Origin of the sequence: Pseudoalteromonas sp. A41-2 (genome assembly GCF_015767615.1) — a bacterium.
Lineage (GTDB): Bacteria > Pseudomonadota > Gammaproteobacteria > Enterobacterales > Alteromonadaceae > Pseudoalteromonas > Pseudoalteromonas lipolytica.
This window is the reverse complement of sequence record NZ_CP065231.1, coordinates 465795-487365: the sequence shown is the minus strand read 5'-3', so window position 1 is coordinate 487365 and position 21571 is coordinate 465795. Positions and strand designations below refer to the sequence as shown.

At 42.8% G+C, this 21571-nt stretch carries 23 protein-coding genes and 1 other RNA gene; 10 read left to right on the top strand and 14 right to left on the bottom strand.

What is annotated here, in order from left to right; all coding sequences use genetic code 11:
* Positions 1-12: 12 nt before the first annotated feature.
* Positions 13-471: a division/cell wall cluster transcriptional repressor MraZ gene (gene mraZ, locus IT970_RS02385; RefSeq protein WP_036971213.1), complete on the bottom strand. Its 459-nt coding sequence runs from the start codon at positions 469-471 to the stop codon at positions 13-15.
* A gap of 470 nt (positions 472-941) precedes the next feature.
* Here mraZ and IT970_RS02380 point away from each other — a divergent pair, with 470 nt between their 5' ends.
* The 4 genes from IT970_RS02380 (at position 942) to IT970_RS02365 (ending at position 2657) form a co-directional block, all read left to right on the top strand.
* Positions 942-1280 carry a DUF883 domain-containing protein gene (locus tag IT970_RS02380; protein WP_074988822.1) on the top strand — a complete coding sequence of 113 codons (339 nt, stop codon included), beginning with the start codon at positions 942-944 and terminating at the stop codon, positions 1278-1280.
* Between the two features lie 5 nt (positions 1281-1285).
* Entirely contained in the window at positions 1286-1732 is a 447-nt protein-coding gene (locus IT970_RS02375) for a hypothetical protein (RefSeq protein WP_075594465.1), read from the top strand.
* Positions 1729-1989, top strand: a complete 261-nt coding sequence (locus IT970_RS02370; RefSeq protein WP_371915648.1) for a hypothetical protein — start codon at positions 1729-1731, stop codon at positions 1987-1989. Before IT970_RS02375 ends, IT970_RS02370 begins: the two co-directional genes overlap by 4 nt.
* A 92-nt stretch (positions 1990-2081) precedes the next feature.
* Positions 2082-2657 (top strand): AAA family ATPase, encoded by a 576-nt coding sequence (locus IT970_RS02365; protein ID WP_075594466.1) that lies wholly within the window; start codon positions 2082-2084, stop codon positions 2655-2657.
* A 28-nt stretch (positions 2658-2685) separates the two neighbouring features.
* On the opposite strand, the gene IT970_RS02360 is transcribed toward IT970_RS02365, so the two are convergent.
* The 3 genes from IT970_RS02360 to IT970_RS02350 all read right to left on the bottom strand — a co-directional run bounded on the left by IT970_RS02360 (position 2686) and on the right by IT970_RS02350 (position 5566).
* Positions 2686-3663, bottom strand: a complete 978-nt coding sequence (locus IT970_RS02360) for a glutathione S-transferase family protein (RefSeq protein ID WP_065978171.1) — start codon at positions 3661-3663, stop codon at positions 2686-2688.
* A gap of 9 nt (positions 3664-3672) precedes the next feature.
* Positions 3673-4515 carry a pirin family protein gene (locus IT970_RS02355; RefSeq protein ID WP_036971229.1) on the bottom strand — a complete coding sequence of 281 codons (843 nt, stop codon included), beginning with the start codon at positions 4513-4515 and terminating at the stop codon, positions 3673-3675.
* An 82-nt stretch (positions 4516-4597) separates the two neighbouring features.
* Positions 4598-5566 (bottom strand): YihY/virulence factor BrkB family protein, encoded by a 969-nt coding sequence (locus IT970_RS02350; protein ID WP_075594467.1) that lies wholly within the window; start codon positions 5564-5566, stop codon positions 4598-4600.
* Positions 5567-5688: 122 nt separating this feature from the next.
* Here IT970_RS02350 and IT970_RS02345 point away from each other — a divergent pair, with 122 nt between their 5' ends.
* Both IT970_RS02345 and IT970_RS02340 read left to right on the top strand, forming a co-directional pair.
* The gene (locus IT970_RS02345) at positions 5689-6762 is read left to right on the top strand and encodes a mechanosensitive ion channel family protein (RefSeq protein ID WP_036971234.1); all 1074 of its coding nucleotides are present in this window, start codon (positions 5689-5691) and stop codon (positions 6760-6762) included.
* Between the two features lie 182 nt (positions 6763-6944).
* Complete coding sequence (locus IT970_RS02340; RefSeq protein WP_074988818.1) at positions 6945-8405, top strand: Gfo/Idh/MocA family protein; 1461 nt, start codon at positions 6945-6947, stop codon at positions 8403-8405.
* A 130-nt stretch (positions 8406-8535) separates the two neighbouring features.
* Here IT970_RS02340 and IT970_RS02335 read toward each other — a convergent pair whose 3' ends face one another.
* The 4 genes from IT970_RS02335 to rsmI form a co-directional block, all read right to left on the bottom strand.
* Complete coding sequence (locus IT970_RS02335) at positions 8536-11220, bottom strand: M14 family metallopeptidase (protein ID WP_196857570.1); 2685 nt, start codon at positions 11218-11220, stop codon at positions 8536-8538.
* Positions 11221-11391: 171 nt separating this feature from the next.
* Positions 11392-11634 (bottom strand): YdcH family protein, encoded by a 243-nt coding sequence (locus tag IT970_RS02330; protein ID WP_036971241.1) that lies wholly within the window; start codon positions 11632-11634, stop codon positions 11392-11394.
* Between the two features lie 185 nt (positions 11635-11819).
* Positions 11820-12185, bottom strand: an RNA gene (rnpB, locus tag IT970_RS02325) — RNase P RNA component class A.
* A 42-nt stretch (positions 12186-12227) separates the two neighbouring features.
* Positions 12228-13085, bottom strand: coding sequence for a 16S rRNA (cytidine(1402)-2'-O)-methyltransferase (rsmI, locus tag IT970_RS02320; RefSeq protein ID WP_036971244.1), 858 nt, complete (start codon positions 13083-13085; stop codon positions 12228-12230).
* Positions 13086-13146: 61 nt separating this feature from the next.
* Here rsmI and IT970_RS02315 point away from each other — a divergent pair, with 61 nt between their 5' ends.
* Genes IT970_RS02315 through dolP form a run of 4 tightly spaced genes read left to right on the top strand, consistent with a single transcriptional unit; the run spans position 13147 to position 16606 of the window.
* The gene (locus IT970_RS02315; protein ID WP_065978175.1) at positions 13147-15024 is read left to right on the top strand and encodes a penicillin-binding protein activator; all 1878 of its coding nucleotides are present in this window, start codon (positions 13147-13149) and stop codon (positions 15022-15024) included.
* 25 nt (positions 15025-15049) lie between these two features.
* The gene (locus tag IT970_RS02310) at positions 15050-15421 is read left to right on the top strand and encodes a YraN family protein (RefSeq protein ID WP_036971250.1); all 372 of its coding nucleotides are present in this window, start codon (positions 15050-15052) and stop codon (positions 15419-15421) included.
* Positions 15422-15452: 31 nt separating this feature from the next.
* Complete coding sequence (locus IT970_RS02305) at positions 15453-16040, top strand: SIS domain-containing protein (RefSeq protein WP_036971252.1); 588 nt, start codon at positions 15453-15455, stop codon at positions 16038-16040.
* Complete coding sequence (gene dolP / locus IT970_RS02300) at positions 16040-16606, top strand: division/outer membrane stress-associated lipid-binding lipoprotein (protein ID WP_036971254.1); 567 nt, start codon at positions 16040-16042, stop codon at positions 16604-16606. Before IT970_RS02305 ends, dolP begins: the two co-directional genes overlap by 1 nt.
* A 68-nt stretch (positions 16607-16674) precedes the next feature.
* Here the strand turns inward: dolP and IT970_RS02295 are convergent, their stop codons facing one another.
* The 6 genes from IT970_RS02295 to rpsI form a co-directional block, all read right to left on the bottom strand.
* The gene (locus IT970_RS02295; protein WP_036971255.1) at positions 16675-17115 is read right to left on the bottom strand and encodes a ClpXP protease specificity-enhancing factor; all 441 of its coding nucleotides are present in this window, start codon (positions 17113-17115) and stop codon (positions 16675-16677) included.
* Entirely contained in the window at positions 17115-17741 is a 627-nt protein-coding gene (gene sspA / locus IT970_RS02290; protein ID WP_036971257.1) for a stringent starvation protein SspA, read from the bottom strand. Before sspA ends, IT970_RS02295 begins: the two co-directional genes overlap by 1 nt.
* 79 nt (positions 17742-17820) lie before the next feature.
* On the bottom strand, positions 17821-18558 hold the full coding sequence (locus tag IT970_RS02285; RefSeq protein WP_036971260.1) for a cytochrome c1: 738 nt from the start codon (positions 18556-18558) through the stop codon (positions 17821-17823).
* Positions 18555-19820 (bottom strand): cytochrome b, encoded by a 1266-nt coding sequence (locus IT970_RS02280; protein ID WP_036971263.1) that lies wholly within the window; start codon positions 19818-19820, stop codon positions 18555-18557. The genes IT970_RS02285 and IT970_RS02280 overlap by 4 nt, the downstream gene beginning before the upstream one ends.
* The gene (gene petA, locus IT970_RS02275) at positions 19820-20410 is read right to left on the bottom strand and encodes a ubiquinol-cytochrome c reductase iron-sulfur subunit (protein ID WP_036971266.1); all 591 of its coding nucleotides are present in this window, start codon (positions 20408-20410) and stop codon (positions 19820-19822) included. The genes IT970_RS02280 and petA overlap by 1 nt, the downstream gene beginning before the upstream one ends.
* 761 nt (positions 20411-21171) lie before the next feature.
* A complete protein-coding gene (gene rpsI / locus IT970_RS02270) occupies positions 21172-21564 on the bottom strand; it encodes a 30S ribosomal protein S9 (RefSeq protein ID WP_095209788.1) in 393 nt (130 codons plus the stop codon).
* Positions 21565-21571 lie beyond the last annotated feature (7 nt).

The window sequence follows — 21571 nt, the reverse complement described above, 5'->3', positions numbered from 1 at the left end:
TTTTATTTGTGGTTAGAGTGAGAAATTATCGAATTCGGGATTCGCCTCAAAATCGCCTAGGCGTTCTATCTCAGTATCTTGGCGCATTTGTTCATGCCAACGATCTTCATCCCAAATCTCAAACTTATTCATCAAGCCAACCAACATGATTTTTTTTCCAAGTTCAGCATGTGCACGTAAAGACGGTGCAAGCAAAATTCGGCCATTTTTATCGAGTTGATACTCTGTAGCGTTACCAAGCAACATACGTTGCATTCGGCGTGCACGTGGATTCATATTAGAAATTTTTAATAACCGCGATTCAATTTCAAGCCACTCAGCCAACGGATATAACCACAAACAAGGCTCATTAAGTGCTACGGTGCAAATAACGGTGCCCTGATCTTCAGACAAGATCGCATCTCGGTACTTAGTCGGTACCGCAAAGCGTCCTTTATCATCCAAACTCAGAGAGCTCGCACCCCGAAACATAGCTTGCCTTAAAATTAGGTTGTAAATCGTTAACGATTATTACTGATCCAATTTGATCCACTAAAAACCACTTTTTACCACAGTGCTCCAGTTTAGGGCTTGACAAGCTATTTTGTCAAGTAAGCAGATCATCATAACTTGCTTGTAAAGCCAGAAAAAATAAGGCTTCAAGCAAAGCTACTGAATTACGTGGGAAAAAGTGGGAAACAAAGAAAAAAATCTTTTTTGCAGTTTTCTTGGCAAGCTATTGGGTAAAAATGGCTAATGAATGACCAATGAATAATTACAAATTAGTAGAATAAAATCGAATTCGGTAATTTTTACGCAATAACCCTGCAATAGTTACGGGTAATACCGACTTATATGAGCCATTAATTTCATAACAACCTGATATTAAATAATATTATTTGTTGGTACGAAGGTTGCGACAGTGTACTTACCAATTTAATGGCAATTTTTAAGGAATGATTATGACTACCGCAACAAACAAATCGAATTCAAGCACCACAAGCAGTGCAGATACGAAAGCGGCTCAAGTAGAGGCGCCATTTACTGAAAAAGCAACCGAAGCAGCGCATCATGCCGTTGATGCTCTATCATCACGTGCAGCAAGCGCTGAACACAGTGTTCGAGAGGGAGCTACTAATTCGGCAAAAACATTGTCTGAAAAACAAGCGGTTGCGCGTGAAAAAATAAATGAATACAGCGGCAAAACACGTCAACTAGCATCTGAAAACCCATTAGCGACAGCAGGTATTGCATTTGCAGCAGGTATGCTAGTGAGCGCACTAATCCGTCGTAATAAGTAACGATTATGTCGCACTCTCACCCTACTGATGAGAAAACGCAAGAAACCACTGATCAGCAACTCCATGCTGATCAGTGGCAAGATCATCTTGCCAAACTCACTGACTACACTAAACAGCTTTACGTTGATTACCGTCAACAAATGGGGATCTGCAAAGATTTAGCTGCTGCTGAATGGCGTTTGTCAATGCGTTCACTGGCACTCACCATAATATTGATCGTCTGTTTTGCTGGGGGATTGGTGTTACTTTGGGCTGGACTATTAGCATCCATCGGTCTTGCTATATTTAGTCTAAGTGAATCAATTTGGCTGTCAGCGGTGTCGCTGTTTACCATGCAAATACTTTGCTTAATTTGGCTGTGGAAAAATATTGGTTATATCAGCAGCAAAATTGGCTTTGATAAAACCATAACAAGTATTCGACAGTTACTAAACCTCAATAAGGAAAAATGATGTTTATTGATTACTTCATAAAAAAACCGCAGAAAAAGGTTAATAACTTAAGCCAGCAAATGGATTTACTCGATGAATTGAAACGCCAACATCACCAAGCATTCAATTATCGCTTAAAGCGATTCGCCGTTACTAAAGTCGGGCTTGCGAGTGCCTTTTCGGCGGGTGTAGGTTATGGGGCTTTAAAAAATGATGATCATCAGCATGGAAAGCTTAAACAACTCAGTCAATTTAGCTGGCTGTTACGACTGTTGTGATCTTTATCACAAAAAATACGCTTTTTACTTCTCATTTGTTAGTCTTTTCTTTACCGTGTAAATAAGTTTTGCGTGTTAACAGGATAACCTAATTGAAAAAACGGATTGTATTAACCGGTGGCCCCGGTGGCGGTAAAACAACAGCAATCGACTTATTACGACGCGAGTTCTCGAAACAAATTGTGGTAGTGCCTGAATCGGCAACCATGTTATTTGGCGGCGGAATAGAACGGGGTAATGCCCCTCACCTTGTAAAAGCTCACCAGCAAGCTATCTTCAGCTTACAGAAACACCTTGAACATATTCAACGTACTATACACCCTGATCGTTTAATGCTGTGCGATCGTGGTAGCTTAGATGGTCTCGCATATTGGCCAGGTGATCAGGCGGAGTTTTTTCAATGCTTAGGGACCGATCTTCACACTGAACTTAATCAATATGATGCTGTGATTTTTTTTGAAACCGCGGCCAAGTCAGGGCAAAGTATCCACAGTAACAACCCTGTTCGTAACGAGTCTGACCAGCAAGCAATTTTGCTAGATGATAAATTACAAGCAGTATGGTCACAGCACCCGCATTTTAATCTCGTAAAAAGCGCTGAGTCGTTTATTCAAAAAGTCATGTTTGGTATCGACACTATTCGCGACGTAATGAAAGGGTATCAGTAGCAGCTCACATGAGCTGCTACTCTGAGTACTATAATTGGTCACGATTGTGCGCTCGGCCATAGTCTATATCGGGTCCTTTTGGCACCACTTGCGTCGGATTTATCATCGTATGGCTGAAGTAATAGTGACGTTTTATGTGGTAAAAATCGACCGTCTCACTCACCTTTTCAATTTGGTATAACTCGCGTAAATAATGACTAATTGCAGGGTAACTTTCGATGGTGCGTAAATTACATTTAAAATGACCCACATAAACACTGTCAAAGCGAATTAAGGTCGTGAATAAACGCCAATCAGCCTCTGTGAGTGTGTCGCCCACTAAGTAGCGATTATGAGTCAAACGCTGTTCTATTTTATCAAGAGCGGCAAACAAATCATCAAACGCTTCGGTGTACGCTTCTTGCGTTGTTGCAAAGCCTGCACGGTACACACCGTTATTGATATTGTGATAAACAAACTCGTTTATTTCATCAATTTCAGTACGTAGCGCTGCAGGGTAAAAATCGCGTTCATTGTTAGTAAGTTCATTGAATGCACTATTAAACATCCGAATAATCTCTGCAGACTCATTACTGACAATGCGCTGGGTCTGTTTATCCCAAAGTACAGGTACCGTCACTCTGCCAGAATAATCAGCTTTGTTACGTGTATAAATTTGATGCATATAGTCGCTATCAAATAAAGCATCACCTGTGCTGTGATTATCTTTATCGAATGTCCACCCATGCTCTAGCATGTCAGGACTCACAACCGAGACACTAATGTAGTCTTCAAGGCCTTTTAAATGGCGAAAAATCAGCGTGCGATGAGCCCATGGGCACGCTAATGAAACATACAAGTGATACCGACCTTTCTCAGCCTTGAATCCCCCATCGCCACTTGCCCCTTTGCTACCATCAGCCGTTACCCAGTTACGCAACTGCGCTGATTCACGCTTAAATTCACCTTGGTTGTTGTCTGTGTCGTACCATTTATCTTGCCATTGGCCGTTTACAAGTAATCCCACGATAACCTCCTAGAGTGTGCCAAATTTACCTTGTTGATAATCTCGTACAGCCTGATGTAACTCTGCTTGCGTCGTCATAACAAAAGGTCCCATATGAGCAATCGGCTGCTTTAGTGGTTCGCCCGCAAGCACCAAGACACCCGCCCCCGTTTGCGAATTAAATTCAATGTCACTGCCAGGCTCTAAAATTAACAAGCTCCCCGCTTTAACAGGCCCTCCCTGTTCAGTATTAATTTCTCCCGTGTGTATATACAACATCACTTTAGTTTGCTTAAGAGGCGCGTGTTTAAATTCAGTGCCGGCAGGCAAAGTCACATCAGCTAACATGCCATTAGCGGCTAAATCTTGTAAGCTTGAAACCTGCTCTTCACTGGCAAACTGCCAACTACCTGCAAGCGCTTTTAACTCAACCCCTTGATCATTACGAGTCACCGGTGCGGGGGCTTCTGTTGTATCTTGGTAACGCGGTGCTCTGAGCTTTTCTGCACTTGGCATATTTAACCAGATTTGGAATCCATGCATGCCTTCTTTTGCATCTGCTAACGGCATTTCACTGTGGATCACACCAAAGCCAGTACTCATCCATTGCACATCACCTGCACGAATCGCTTTTTTGTTACCCATTTGATCTTGGTGCTCAAACCCTCCTTTAATAATATAAGTGAAGGTTTCAATGCCACGATGAGGGTGTGCAGGAAAGCCCCCCATAAAATCACTGTGATCGTCAGACTTAAGCTCATCGATCATTAAAAATGGATCTAAGTATTTTCCATCAAAGCCTGGGATACGGCTAATATTGACACCATCACCATCTTGAGTGGCATGGCTATTTAATTGTTGAATCACTTTCATAACGTTACTCCCGTAAATTATATGAAATGATTGTAGACGCCAATTTAACTAACAACCATGCGTAAAATTAGCGCCAATCGTTCTATTCAGAAGAATGTTTAGTCTGCTGTGTCATCAATGTATCTGCTACGGTTGCTCCGCGCTCTCCGACTTCTTTTTCGGGGCCGACAGTACTATCAATGACCGTTTGCTGTTCAGCACTGGCATTAATTGCCGCCCCAAAAATAATGATATAAGCACTGATATAAAGCCACATCAGCATAATAACCACGCCCCCTAAAGAGCCATAGGTTTCGTTATAACGTGCAAATTGCGAGACATAAAATGAAAAACCAACCGATGCCCCGATCCATAATACAGTCGCGAGCATTGAACCCGGTGTGATCCAACGCCACTTAGCGGGGTTTCGATGAGGTGCGTAGCGGTATAAAAATGCCAATGCACCGTTAAAAATGATTGCCAGCAGCGGCCAAGTTATCAGCGTGATCATTAAATCTATTAGCTCTGTTAGGCCAACCAGGTTAAGCACAATAGGTAAAATACCAATAATTAATAACGCCACGAGAGCGACGATTATAGCACCCAACGAAAATAAAAAACGGACCAGTAACGCCACAAAAAATTGCCGTTTGTTATGCTGATGGTATGTAATATTACAGGCCGTGATCAGCGCTTGGCAGCCCTTACTGCTACTCCAGACTGTTAACAATAAAGTGCCTATAGCACTCATACTCAAGACTTTTTGCGATTGCTGCGTCACTTCACTCACTTGCAGTAAAATAATATCGCGACTACTGGCAGGTAAAATTGCAATCACTTTAGATAACTGCTCATGAATGTCCGTTGGTGAAGCAAAATAGGCATAAATAGACACAATGGCAGCCAGTGCAGGAAAGATTGCTAGCAGTGCATAAAATGCGACACCTGCCGCAACAAACGATAAATTATCTTGTGATAAATTATGATATACCCGTTTGCTTATATCCCACCAACCCCGTAATGGAATTTCCAGCGGCGAGCGAGCCTGAAAACCGCGATTGCCATGAGACATATTCTTCCTCACTTTCTACTTAGCTTAAGGTGTCGTTGCAAACTACTTGCCACTAATAATGGCGTCTAACTTGCATTGAGCTACGCTTATAACTGCCCGGCTATAATCCATGGAGTGGTGCAATGAATTTTTATTTATATCTTACTAATCAAGTAACTAATTTAATCACACCCATACTATCAACCACGACGTCGACGCCAATTGAAAGCCTTACGTGGTACGATTTAAACTCACAAGTTACGCAGTTTTTACACACTGCTTGGCAAATGTTACCGGCTCTCACACTCGGTATTGTCGCCATTATTATTTGCTACTTACTGGCTCGCCCTTTGTCATATGTACTGATTAAACCACTGGGTTTTGTGAGTGAAAGTAAGCTTTTACATGTCGTTACACGGCGCTTTTTTAGCATCGTTATTATTTTGTTTGGGGTGTACTTATTTTTACGTCTTGCAGGGCTAACCAGTTTTGCCGTCGCTATCATGAGTGGTACAGGATTGGTGGGCTTGATCCTTGGCTTCGCATTTCGTGATATCGCCGAAAATTTTATCTCGAGTATGCTACTCAGCGTACAGCGACCGTTTCGGATTGACGATGTAATAGAAGTAGATGGCCGCTTAGGGGTAGTAAAAAAAGTCACAGCTCGCGCCACTACTTTGGTGGATTTTGATGGTAATCATATTCAAATACCGAATGCTACCGTCTATAAAAATGTCATTAAAAACCTTACTGCGAACCCCAAAATGCGCGGCCATTTTACAGTAGGCATTGGCTACGATAATGACATTCGCTATGCTCAGCAATTAGCCATGCAAGTCGTAAGTCAAAACCCTGCCGTTATTAATGATCCCCCCAGTCAGGTTCTCATTGAATCGCTTGGATCTGCCACGCTTAATTTAACCATTTATTTTTGGGTAAACAGCAGTGAACATAGCACGGTTAAAGTAGCATCTCAGCTAATGCGAATGTTAGTAAACACCTATTTAGCAGAAAAAATTAGTATGCCAGATGATGCTCGCGAACGAATTATTTTAAATACCGATGCCGAGCACACCAGTCATCACACCACTTCGCCCCCACAAACATCAAACACTCTCGACGACCATAGCTTGGATGATATAAGTAGTGATGCAGATGATATTCGTGAACAAGCCGATCAGTCTCGCGATCCTGAGCAAGGCAGTAATATTATTTAATACTTATCCTGTAAATTAAATACATCTATTACACCAAGATTGAACTGTGTTAGTTGTATATATTATTGCGGACATGCTGCAATTTTGATTACCTGTTAACTTTTGTAATTGTCTTTCAATTAAGATAAAAAGAAACAACTGAAACCCACTATTAAAATAATCTCAGTGATTTAGGTATCGTTATGACAATAGATAGACGACGTTTTTTAAAATCTGCCGCAGCTATTACCGCCGCGACAGTCGTGACTGGCTGTGCGAAAAGCCAACAAGGTGATAATCAAAGCACACCACTTGCGTCACAAGGTAAAAGCGTAATGGGCTTAGCTGTGCCTGCGATGGATGTGGTACGTGTTGGTTTTATTGGCGTTGGTCAACGTGGTAGCGGCCATGTAAAACACCTTTGCCACATTGAAGGTGTTGAAATTAAAGCTATCTGTGACACAGATCAGCTAATGCTCGAGAAATCAATTAACTATGTTGTTGAAAAAGGCTTACCTAAACCAACTGCTTACACGGGGTCTGATAAAGCCTATTTAGACATGCTGGCTCGCAATGACATCGACATCGTGATCATTTCAACACCTTGGCGTTGGCACACACCAATGAGTGTTGAAACCATGGAAAGTGGTAAACATGCCTTTGTTGAAGTACCCGCAGCAACCACTATGGAAGAGTGCTGGCAACTAGTAAACACTGCTGAGCGCACTCAAAAGAACTGCATGATGATGGAAAACGTTAACTACGGCCGTGACGAGTTAATGGTTCTAAACATGGTTCGTAAAGGCGTATTTGGCGAGTTACTGCATGGTGAAGCCGCTTATATTCATGACCTGCGTTGGCAAATGAAAGAAATTGACCGCAGTACCGGCTCGTGGCGTACTTACTGGCATACAAAAGTAAACGGTAACTTATACCCCACTCATGGCTTAGGCCCCGTTTCTCAATATATGAACATCAACCGGGGTGATCGCTTTGATTTCGTAACATCAGTCAGCTCACCTGCACTTGGCCGTGCAGCCTACGCAGAACGTGAATTTCCTGCAGGCCACGAACGTCGTTCACTGAAATTTACTGCTGGCGACATGAACACCAGCATTATTAAAACAGTGAAAGGCCGAAGCATTATGGTTCAGCACGACACCACAAGCCCACGCCCGTACAGCCGCCATAACCTAATTCAAGGTACTAATGGGACATTTGCAGGTTTTCCTAACCGCATTGCCCTAGAAGATGTACCACCAGCCATTGCAAAAATCTACCAGCAGCAATATGAAGCTGAAGTAGCAGCATGGGAAAGTGCGGGCTCACAAGGCCGTAAACCACATATGCAAAATTTCCATCGCTGGGATCACGATATGGAAAAATGGCGTGCAGAGTTTGATCATCCATTATGGCAACGTATGGGTGAAGAAGCCGTTCGCAACGGTGGTCACGGCGGCATGGATTTCATAATGTTATGGCGCATGATTTACTGCTTGCGTAACAATGAACCACTGGATCAAGATGTTTACGATGCTGCAGCCTGGTCATCTATCTTTCCACAAAGTATGGCATCGGTTGCAGACAGAAGTAACAGCAAAACGATACCAGACTTTACCCGTGGCGCTTGGCAAACAGGTAAGCCACTCGGGATTGTGTCTTAACACTTCCTCTCCATGGAACACTAAAAAGCCCGCCCTTTGCCCTGCGGGCTTTTTTATTTTAGATGTTGAGAGAAGCTTTAAACACGAAAAAGCCCGCAACTTGGCCGGGCATTTCGATTTGTTCTAAACCTTACTGAGCATGAGCTGCAGCACGGAAAATCGTGTTAGTGAGCAATACATTCATGCCTTCAAGGTAGGCGCGATACGTCGGTGATTGTGTAAAGCCTATCACCATGCCTTTACCTAGTGGTTGATGAACAAGGAGCGGCTTGTAAGCTAGCTGAGCTTTGTTTTGCTGCCACAAATAACCACTCGCCAGTACATCGTCTTTACCTATGAACCACGCTAAGTTTTTGCCTGAGTTAAGTTTAATTGGCGTGTAAATATCATTACCGTAAGCCACCGCCACTAAATTTTTATCGACGCCTGCGGTTAACCAATGCTCTTGGTCTACTTCAACATTAGCAAGTACACCGGCTACATAGTCTGGCGAGGTGTGTGGTTCGATGCTCGCTGCTTTTAAATCATCACGAGAAGCGAATAACTGCCCTGCCACTTTACTGCTTTTATCATCGCTGCTGTCGGCTTTTTCTTCTCGGTAGGCTTGCTCGCGCTTAACATCTAATAAGCCGTAATCAGCATGGGTGGTAAAGCGGTTTGCATTACCGAGTGCAATCAACACGCCACCAGCTTCAACCCAGCTTTTTAAATTAGCCGCGCCCGATTTACCTAATGCTTGCTCGTAATTACCTTCCGGTAAAATCAACACTTGGTAATCACTTAAATCAGCCCATGCAAGCATTGGTGTACGAATAGCCGTTACCGGATAGCCGAGCTGTCTTTCTATAACAAAACGGGTGTTACCAGCGCTTAGCTCACTAGTAGGTACATCCCATGCAATCGCCACTTTTGGCGCCACCATTGGCACTGTTTTATTACTACCAAAACTGGGGCCATCAATCACCCAGCTTGAATCAACACCATCGACTATGGCACCTGTTTGCTCTGCAATTTGACTAATTTTAGTCAGTAAGTCTTTATCGTTTAAGCGCTTTTCAATCACTAAACTGCCCGCTGGGTAGTTAGTTTTATCACCTAATACAAATGCTTGGTCAGCACTTTTAAGCTTAACGCCTGCTTGCAGCGCTGCGGTTAAAAAGCGTGCAGCGGCCGTGTCGCCCCAAGCAACTATATAAGCCACTGAGGCTTCTGGGTTATTCACTTTACCAATCAGTGTGTCGTTAGCCTGAACCGCTTTACTGTCAGCGCTCACAGCCTTACTACAGCTATCGCTATCAACATTAAACATCATTGGCAGCGACCAGCCTGTGACATCATAAATTTCGTCGCCTAGGTTACGAGCACGGCGTCTTTCTTGTTCTTTCACAAAGGCTTCAGCCATATCAACTTGGTCTGTAAATGTAGTACGAACAAATACACCACGCGGCTGCGCTGTATCAATAAAGTAGCTACCCGCTTTGTATTTAACACCGCATGCTTTGAAATCTTCATTTGCTTGTTGAACTTCTACGCCGTGTTCAGCCATTAACGTCGCAAGTTTATGCGTTCCTTCACGGTTACTTTGGTTCGGTAAAATATACACACGTTCTTTACTCTTCTTACCTGAATCAATTGCATCAACTTGATATTGGTAAAAGTCATTAAGTAGCTTCTCACGTTGATTAGCTGCACCTTCGGCGGTAGAAATTGATGCCACAAACTGACGCTTCACTGTATTAAAATAAGTGAGAAGTTCACCGGTGTTTTTTTCAAAAACATGGCCGCGAGCAGAGCCTACTTCGTAGGTTGATGCTGACGCACCATAAAATACAGGCCAACTATCACCGTACCCAGGATAAAAAGCATCAAAAATTTCGCGGGTAAAATAATCAAAGCCAAACTCATCAAAATATTTAGCATGATTTTGGCCAATAGCATCCATATTGGCTATTTGCGTTTTTGTCATATGGGGATTGAATGGCTGAGCAGCCGGCGCAAAATAATATGATTGATCGCCGCCCATTTCATGAATATCAACCACTACTTGAGGTTTATATTTATTAATTGCAGCTACTCTACCCTTTGTTTCAGGCTGAGTAAGTGCTAACCAATCACGATTCATATCGAACAGATAATGATTAACTCGACCTCGAGGCCAAGGCTCATTATGCTCTGCACTTAAACGGTCTGCGCTGTGCTCTAATCCGACAGTGGCATAATAGCGAGAAACAAAGCGCTCACGACCATCAGGGTTTTGTAGGGGATCAATAAATACAACGGTGTTCTCTAATATTTTACTGTTAATGGTATCGTTCGGTGCCGCTAATAAATGGTAAGCGGTGAACAGTGCCGCATCGGTCGAGCTAATTTCATTACCGTGTACTGCATACTGCAGCCACACTGAAGTGGGTAAGTTTTTGATGAGTGACTTTGCATCTTTCGCAGATGTACTTCGTGGGTCTGCCAGCGATTGCGTGTTTTTTGCAAGGGTTTCTAATGAGCGAATATGCTCAGCGGTGCCAACAACCGCATAAACAAGCTCACGACCTTCCCAGCTGTTTGCATACTTAAAAACTTTAATACGCTCAGGAGCGGCTTGCTCAAGGGCTGTTAAATAACGACGCATATCGTTGTAATTAGTAATGCGCTCACCTACATCATAACCAAGAACCTGCTTAAATGTAGGTATATCCGTGTTGTAAACCGTGCCTGGCCACATAGTCTCTGTATTGTTGATACTTGCTGCGGCACTCAGGCTGACAGACATAGCCATAATACACAGTGAGACGGCTTTGATTGCTCCCTTCGCAAACATATAAATTCCACCCATTTAAAAAATCTGAATAAACAGTTACTAACATATAAAACTATTGAAAATAAGGGAATTAAAAGCGTTAGAAAGGTATAAATTAGGGTTAACTGGGAAATAACACCCCTTGTCAGCGAGAGTCATAAGAGCAAGGGGCATTAGGTGTCATTTTCTGTTTTATGCTTTCGCTTTTAAGAAATCATAAAGTTCGTCTTTCAGCGCAGCTCTTTGGTGTTTCTTTTCATGCATTTCACTGTCATCAATCGGAGAACTATTAAGCTCAAGCTCTCTAATTTCTTTATCCATGTCATCGTATCGTTGCATGGTATTTTTAAAATGGGCATCGCTTTTGGCAAGGTTGTGGATTAATTCATTAAACTCTGGGAATTCATTCAATAACGAGTGTTTTTCGCCTAGCATGGGCAGCTCCTTTGGCTAGAATTAAAGTTCAAATTCACTGTATCATTCTGTGAAACAGAGTCAACGTAGCAACCTTGTTCAAGATCAATAATGATGGCGATTAGGGAATGATTATACTTGGTTAAAAATTGCTTGTGATTTAGAAAGCAAAAAGCCCACAGTTTTCACTGTGGGCTTTCATTAATTTGGTGAGTCAGCCAGTAAGCCGGGTTCTGTCGTGGATAATCATTCGTCTAGGCCATAAATCGCTCTATGGCTCAAGCAACCTACCCGGTTCTCACGTGGGCCACGCGTTCATTATTTAAAATGATAGAACCCTATTTGGTCTTGCTCCGGGTGGAGTTTACCTTGCAACCAACTGTTACCAGTGGCCCGGTGCGCTCTTACCGCACCCTTTCACCCTTACCAACCGAAGTTGGCGGTCTCCTCTCTGCTGCACTTGTCGTAGGCTCGCGCCCCCCAGCCGTTAGCTGGCACCCTGCCCTGTGGAGCCCGGACTTTCCTCCCCCTGCGCATTTTCGTTGCAGGCAGCGATTATCTCGGCTGACTCGGCGCGCAGTATACCTGAGCATGCAGCCGAGTGCAGTAAAGAATTAGTCTTTTTCGTCAATAATTGCTTTATAAAGCGCGTTTTTCTTTAAACCGAAATACTCTGCAACCACGCCACAGGCTTTTTTAAGTGGCATTTCGGCTTCGAGTAAGCCAAGCATACGGCGGGCATCTTCTGGGATATCATCGCTTTGCTTCGCTTTACCCGGCAGCATTAATACTATTTCGCCGCGCTGCTTTGTTGGATCATTCGTTAAAAACTGCTTTAGCTCAGCAACGCTGCCATTGAAAAAAGTTTCGAATGTTTTGGTCAATTCTTTGGCAAATACCACCGGTTGGTCTGAGCCTAATGCGGCTTCTAAATCATCAAGGCTTGCCATGATGCGGTGGGTACTTTCGTACATAATGCTCGTGATACCTGAATTAACAGCCTCAATAAAAAAAGTTTGTCTGGCTTTACTTTTCGCAGGTGTAAAACCGATAAACTGAAAGCGGTCGGTCGGCAAACCAGAACAACACACTGCCGTAATGGCTGCACATGCACCAGGTACTGGTGTAACATGTGCACCTTGCTCACGACACAAGTTTACCACGGCATAACCCGGGTCACTGATCAGTGGCGTGCCCGCATCTGAAACCAACGCGATATTCATTCCTTGCTCTAGCCAATCGACGATTTGCTGGGCTTTTTGTTTTTCATTGTGATCATGCAAAGCAAAGGTTTTTGCTTTGATATTAAAGTGGCTTAGCAACTTTCCTGTGTGACGAGTATCTTCAGCGGCTATTAAGTCAACCTCAGATAGGGTTTGTATGGCACGCTGGCTGATGTCATCAAAGTTGCCAATTGGTGTGGCTACAATGTAAAGAGTGCCGATTTTATCTGAATTCTCCTCATTTAACATTGAGGTCTCCTGCGTCAGTCAGTAATATAAGCAAATCGCGTTAACGTATTGGGAAATCATTGTGCGACTTAAACTTGTTAGTCTATTAATTGTATTGTCGGGGTTATCGGCTTGTAGCACAACCGAAAAACCATCAAATACGGCAGAAAATCAGTCGGGGCAAGCAAACACAGCCCTATCACAACTAACCGATGCGCAATCAATGTACCAAGCAGCGTTAAATCGCCAAGGTGCCGATAAAATTCAATTACTTTATACCGCTCGCGATGCAGCAATTACTGAGCAGCGCTGGTCATTGCTTGAAACAATCTGTTTTGAGCTCGAGAGCACACCAAGCGTAGATCAAATTCAAAACAAGCTTTACATTGCTTTAGCACAAGAGAAACAAGGTAAAAGTGATCGCGCATTAGAGCAACTACAGTTGCTCGAATCACAACTCACCTTGCCAGAGCATAAAGCATGGCATCAATATTTAACGGCTCGCGTTTATGCATCACAAGGCATGCCTAAACAAGCAATGCCTTATTACTTTGCAGCATCAACCATTAGCAACGAAAATAATTTCACGGTTGCTGATTTAAATAAAGACTTATGGGCAAGCCTTACTCAACTATCTTCTTATGCGCTTGAGCGCTTTAATCGCGGCTCGGTGGTACAACAAGGTTGGGTTAATCTGGCGCTTTATCACCAAGTGTATTTAGGGGCGCCGGTTGAATTGCATCAAGCGATGAATAACTGGATGCGACGCTATCCAGGTCACCCTGCAGCAGAGATTTTACCTAAGAAAGTCACTGAGCTTGTGCAAGTTGAGCCTCTTAATGTCAATCGTTTAGCGGTGCTTATTCCACTATCAGGCGCTAACGAACGCTTAGGCGACGCATTAAAAGCGGGTGTACTTGCCGCACTTGATACTCATCCACTTGAACAAACACTGTTTATTGATGAATCACTTTCTGCCGCTGAAATCAGCTTAAAACTCAGTGAATTTAAAGCTGACTTTGTGATTGGCCCATTGCTTAAAAGTAATATTGAAAAGCTAAGCACAGCACAAACGCTGATTGATTACCCTGTTATGCATCTTAATAGTTTTGAGGGTGAGCGTATCTCACAGCAGCATTTTTTCTTTGCATTAAGCCCTGAACACGAAATACAACAAGCATTAGAGCGCTTTTTAACCGCTGGTTACCAAAAGCCAATGCTACTTGCTCCAAACAACAGTAACGGCCAGCGCCTCGTTGAGTACTTTAACCAACAATGGCAACGTTACAGTGAAGTGAAACCACAAGTTGGTTTTTACGCAGGTAAAGATGACATGCCAAAAACTATCACGGGCTTGTTAGAAGTGGACCAAAGTAAAGAGCGGATCCAAGTGGTTAAGTCGCTCTTTAAGCAAGAAGTCGAAAGTGAAACTCGCTCGCGTAGCGATATTGATGTTATTTATATTTTAGGTGATGCAACTGAAACTCGCCTCATCAAACCGTACTTAGATGTTAATGTAAGTACTTTCGCAGATCGTATTCCGCTATACGCAAGCTCTAAAAGCCATAGCAAACAAATAGACAGTACCGATAAAGGTGATCTAGAAGGGCTGTATTTTACTGAACTACCTTGGATGCTTGACGGTCAGATAAAGCAGCATAACTTGCGTCAGCAATACGAACGCTTATGGCCTGAAAATACAGATATAAGTCAGCGCTTATTTGCCATGGCATATGATGCAACCAGCCTATTAGGTGATGTTAAGCAACTAAGTATGATTCAAGGAAAACGTTTTGCTGGCATCAGTGGCGAATTAAGTATTGAAACGAATGGGTATGTTACCCGTACGTTAGATTGGGCGCAGTACAAAAACAAACAAATCATTGCCGTTGAATTAGCAACAGAGCAACCGATTCCGTTATTTATGCAATCGGCAACAGGGATTAATTCGGCTGATTAAGTAACGACAGCACAAGGATGAAAGCATGTCGTGGTTTAAACAATTGTGGCACAATAGCCGCGAAAAAGGCCTGTACTATGAACAACAGGCTGAGCAGTATTTAAAGCAATATGGCCTAACAGCCATTGGGCGTAATTATTTATGCCAATATGGTGAGCTTGATCTCATTATGCGCGAAGGGCAAACCTTGGTGTTTGTTGAAGTGAAATTTAGAAAAAACAAACTTCGCGGTGGTGCAAATTACGCGCTCAGTAAGCAAAAACAGCAACGGCTTAGACGAACGATCGCCCATTACCTTGCTGAAAAAAAATTATCAAATCAGGCTATGCGAATTGATTATGTTGCCATAACAGGTGAACTAAATAGCGAAATAAACTGGTTTAAAAATGTGTACTAACGCCGCTTGGCGTCGGCTTAATTGGTAGGTTATGCAAGATACAATAAAAAAGATTTTCACCGAGAATATTCAAGTTCAAATTGCGGCTGGCGAGGTGCTCCCAAGCGCCCTTGAATCAGCGGCATTTACCATTGCACAAAGCCTTATCAATGGTAATAAATTGTTATGCTGTGGTACCGCGAGTTGCCATATGCTTGCACAACATATGGCTGGTTTATTAATTAACTTTTACGAAACTGAGCGTCCGTGTCTACCTGCAGTAGCCTTGGCACAGGAGCAAGTTAACTTAGGTCCCAACAACAATATTGATGATCACGAAACCTTTGCAAGGCAAATCCGTGCTTTCGCACAACAAGGTGACTTACTGCTAGCTATCGCCGTCAATGGTAATGAAAAGCAAATAATTTCTGCCGTAGAAGCGGCGTTAACTCGCGATATGAAAGTGATTGTGTTAGTAGGTGACGATGGGGGTGAATTAGTTGGCTTGCTTGGCCCTAACGATGTTGAAATCCGCGTGCCATCAAAACGCCCTAGCCGCATTGTTGAATCTCATTTAGTGAACTTGCACTGCCTGAGCGAGCTTATCGATTTAACCTTATTCCCACAGGAAGAAAATTAATGTTTAAACAGTCTCTTATTGTACTTGGTACCATTTTATTGCTGCAAGGCTGTGCAGCTGCAGTTGTTGCTGGTACCGCAGGTGCTGTCACTGCGGCCAATGACCGTCGTACTATTGGCTCGCAAATTGACGATAATAATATCGAAATAAAAAGCTCTATCGCACTGAGTGAAAACGAGCGCATACATAAATACGCGAATGTGAATGTTGTGAGCGTTAATGGCATTGTGTTGATGATAGGCCAAGTCGCCAACCAAGAAATGAAAGACGAAGCGCAACGAGCAATCGAAGGTGTTGACGGTATTCGTAAAATTCATAATCAAATTCGCATCAGCTCAAATATAGGCATGAGTACGCAAACTCACGATTCGTGGTTAACCTCAAAAGTTAAAACGCAGCTTATTACCGCAGAGAACATCAGTGCCAATAACATTAAAGTTGTCACAGAGAATGGCGAGGTATTTTTAATGGGCTTAGTGAGCGATACGGAGGCTAATTTAGCGGTTGATGTTGCCCGTAACATCTCAGGTGTAGAGCGTGTCATTAAGGTGTTTGAGTATTTATAGTTAATCACTCAATATTCATTAATAAAAAACCCGCATTTAAGCGGGTTTTTTTTGAGCATTTGAAAAGGCTACTTGATCACTCGTAAGTGAGCACCCTTCTTTTTCTCAGGCTTAGCAGGTGGCTCATCATCTGGCGAAATATCGTCAGGCGTTTCAACACTTTCTAATACCGGAGCAAACTCTTCTTCGTCCTCGATGAATTCTTCTGCAGTAAATACAGTCCCTTCACCATTCTCACGTGCATAAATTGCGAGCACAGCCCCCATAGGCACATACACTTGCATCGGTTGACCACCAAAGCGGGCATTAAAGCTTAGCTGTTGGTTATCCATAGCAAAGTTTGTAACTGCCGATGGGCTAATGTTTAAGACAATTTGACCGTCTTGAACAAATTGCGTTGGTACTTGTACAGCAGGAAAATCAGCGTTCACAACAAGGTGCGGTGTGCACTGATTATCAACAATCCAATCAAAGAAAGCGCGTAGTAAATAAGGACGATTTGGCGTCATTATAAACGGATCTCACGCTCTGCTTCAGTCAATGAAGCTTGGAAAGATTCACGCTCAAATAAACGCAGCATGTATTCTTTAAGTTCTTTAGCTCCCGAACCTGAAAGCTCAATGCCCAGTTCAGGTAAACGCCATAATAGCGGTGCTAAATAACAATCAACTAAGCTGAATTCTTCGCTCATGAAATAAGGCGCTTCAGAGAAGATTGGTGCAATTGCAAGTAATGCTTCAGTTAGCTCTTTACGTGCTTGTGCTGCTTCACTGCTACCGCTTGTGATTTTATTCGCTAAGCTGTACCAATCAGTATCAATACGGTGCATCATTAAGCGACTACGGCCACGCATAACCGGATAAACAGGCATTAGTGGAGGATGAGGAAAACGTTCATCAAGGTATTCCATGATGATGTTTGCCTGATATAAACCAAGCTCACGATCGATCAGTGTGGGTACTGTACCGTAAGGGTTAATTTCATGAAGTGCTTCTGGCAGGTTATCCTTTTCAGCCAGGTGAATGTCAACACTTACACCTTTTTCAGCAAGTACAATGCGTACTTGATGGCTATACATACAGTTAGCACCAGAAAACAGGGTCATTACAGGGCGCTTATTGGCAGCTACGGCCATGCCTACCTCCATTATATTACAAAAACAGCAATAGGGGCTTAAGCCCCTATCACAAAATTACCTTTCAAAACGTCCAGAATTAGTGAACATCTCTCCAGTATTCTTTCTTCAGCATGAATGCCAAGATAAATAGAATCACTAAGAAACCAATTACCTTAAGACCTAACGCTTCTGACTCTAAACGTGACGGTTCGCCTACGTAAGCTAAGAAGTTAGTTAAGTCACGAGCAGCACGATCGTACTCGTCGTCACTCATTTCACCTGTACCATCTGTTTCAGTGCCAACAACCTTAGTCACTGTGTGACCATGTTCCTCGACTTCTTCAGTGATAGGTGTCGGTAAACCTTGTAGTTCTTGAAGAACGTGCGGCATACCTACCGATGGGAAAACAATGTTGTTTACACCAAACGGGCGAGATTCATCTTTATAAAATGACTTCAGATACGTATAGATCCAGTCAGTACCACGAACTCGCGCTACAAGCGTTAAGTCCGGTGGCGCTGCGCCAAACCATTTAGCTGCGTCATCTTTCGCAATTGCATTCTTGATGTGGCTACCTACTTTTGAACCGTCAAAAATAAGTTGCTCTTGACCAATTTCAGTAGGAATACCGATATCGCGGAACGTACGCTCATAACGTTGATACTGCATTTGGTGACAACCAAGACAGTAGTTCATGAACAATTTAGCACCACGTTGCAAAGACGCATTGTCTTTTAGGTCAATGTTCGCGTCCATTAAAGGAACCGAAGGACCTGCTGCCATCGTCAACGTTGGCAACAATGCGAATAAACCGATAATTAGCTTTTTCATCATTTCGTCAACCTCGTTGGTAATGGCTTAGTTTTCTCGTTCTTGCTGTAAACAAATAACAATACGAAGAACATAAAGTATGTCACAGTCGTGATTTGCGATAACAGCGTTTTGAAATCAGTTTGTGGTGTTGCACCAACCCAACCTAAGATAACAAACGTTACCACGAATTGAGCAATGTTTAACTTGTGTAAGCCACAACGATAACGAATAGAACGAACCGAACCACGGTCAATCCAAGGTAGTAACGCAAGCACTACGATAGATGCACCCATCGCGATAACACCAATTAGTTTATCTGGGATAGCGCGCAGAATCGCATAGAATGGCGTAAAGTACCAAACAGGGAAAATGTGCTCAGGTGTTTTCAGTGGGTTCGCTGCTTCGAAGTTTGGCGCTTCTAAGAAGAAACCATTCATCGCAGGCATAAAGAATACAACCCAACAGAATAAGATTAAGAAACCAACCACACCCACAATATCTTTAACTGTGTAGTAAGGGTGGAACGGAATTGCATCAACAATGTCTTTCTTGTTGGTGTAATACTCGTGGAATTTAAATTTAGGCTTATCTTCTTCAGCCACAGAGCCTTTCTTACGCTTAATTTCAACACCGTCTGGGTTGTTTGAACCCACTTCGTGTAACGCAACAATGTGTAAGAACACTAAGATAACGATAACTAAAGGAAGCGCGATTACGTGTAGTGCAAAGAAGCGGTTAAGCGTCGCACCCGAAATTACGTAGTCACCACGGATCCAAAGCGTTAAATCATCACCAATAACCGGAATCGCACCGAACAGTGAAATGATTACCTGCGCACCCCAGAACGACATTTGTCCCCAAGGTAGTAAGTAACCCATGAAAGCTTCAGCCATTAGCGCTAAGAAGATGAACATACCGAACAACCACAGTAACTCACGTGGTTTTTGGTAAGAACCGTAGATCATGCCACGGAACATGTGCAGATAAACAACGATAAAGAACGCTGATGCACCTGTCGAGTGTAGGTAACGAAGTAACCAACCGTATTCAACATCACGCATGATGTATTCTACTGATGCGAATGCACCTTCAGCTGATGGTACAAAGTTCATTGTTAACCAAATGCCTGTTACGATCTGGTTAACAAGCACTAACATAGCTAATGAGCCAAAGAAGTACCAGAAGTTAAAGTTTTTAGGTGCTGGATACTGTGCAATGTGCATGTTCCAAACACGAGTCATTGGAATACGATCGTCGATCCAACCAATAATTTTACCAAACATTACGCCGCTCCTTTTTCTTCACCGACTAAAATAGTCGTGTCATCAAGGAAGGTATACGGAGGAATCTCTAGATTCAATGGTGCAGGTACAGATTGGAATACACGACCCGCCATATCAAATTTAGAACCGTGACACGGACAGAAGAAACCATCATCTGTGCCTTCAACTTTCTCACCAAAGCCACCTTGTAAGAAGCTTGGTGAACAACCTAAGTGCGTACAAATACCAACAGCAACGAAAATTTCTGGACGTTGCGAACGGTATTCGTTCGTTGATGATTCAGGTTGTTGAGGCTCTTCAGACGCTGGATCACGAAGTTGCCCCTCGTGAGCTTTCATCTGCTCAAGCATTTTTGGTGTACGATTGATAACCCAAACAGGTTTTCCTCGCCACTCAACACGAATTAATTGTCCTGGCTCAAGCTTGCTGATATCTACTTCTACAGGCGCACCCGCAGATTTAGCTCGCTCACTTGGATTCCAAGACGCAATAAAAGGAACAGCAGCCCCAGCCGCACCAACACCACCAACAACAGAGGTAGCTATGGTTAAAAAGCGACGTCGGCCATTGTCTACAGGCGCATTGCTCATCCACTTATCTCCACTATGATTCCCAACACTTGCCATATTGAGAACATCAGTTACAGCAGGTTAATTTTTAGAAATTTTAAAATAGACGCGATCATAATTAAAACCCTTGATTAAAACAAGGTTATTCACAGTCCCATGCTCGAATAAACCCCATTTAATGAATTATTAATTTGGGTAAGCTCGAGTATGAAGCCGTTGGTTATGATAACGCATATAAAAAACAATATACTGACCAAGATCAACCTCACTAAGAGGAAACAGAAATCTGCATTAGCTGTTGTTGAACTCACTCACATTACTTGCCCCCCAATTGTAGCAAAAAAATTCATCAATTAACTGATGGATTTGAGCTTATTTTGCGAAATCGTGAAGTTTTTTTAATGTAATACGAAGGAATTGCCAAGACCGGTTAAATATCGAACGAAAAAAATGGACCATACGCAGGTTACAACTTTCTCTGTTTGATCCCTATTCACATCAGTAATCGTAAATTTAGTGGTTAGTGGTTAGTGGTTAGTGGTTAGTGGTTAGTGGTTAGTGGTTAGTGGTTAGTGGTTAGAACAAAATAAATTACTTTAACCTCAAACACGCTTTTTATGTGTGTGATCTAACGTCTAATTTCTAACGTCTAATTTCTAACTTCTAACTTCTAACTTCTAATTTCTAACTTCTAATTTCTAACGTCTAATTCCTAGAAGAAATAGCTGAAAACAAAAAACCCAGCCGAAGCTGGGTTTTTGAAATTCTGATAAACGTAAATATTAACGTTTTGAGAATTGTGGACGCTTACGAGCTTTCTTAAGACCCACTTTCTTACGTTCAACTTTACGCGCATCACGAGTAACGAAGCCTGCTTTACGAAGTGTAGGACGTAATGACTCGTCAAACTCCATAAGTGCACGAGTGATACCGTGACGGATAGCACCAGCTTGACCAGTAGTACCACCACCTGAAACAGTGATGTGTAAGTCAAACTTTTCAGTCATTTCAACGTGCTCTAATGCTTGACGAACAACCATGCGAGCAGTTTCACGACCGAAGTACTCTTCTAGAGAGCGCTTGTTAATTACGATGTTACCAGTGCCTGGGCGTAAGAATACGCGAGCACTTGAACTTTTACGACGACCTGTACCGTAGTATTGATTTGCCATGATAGTGCTC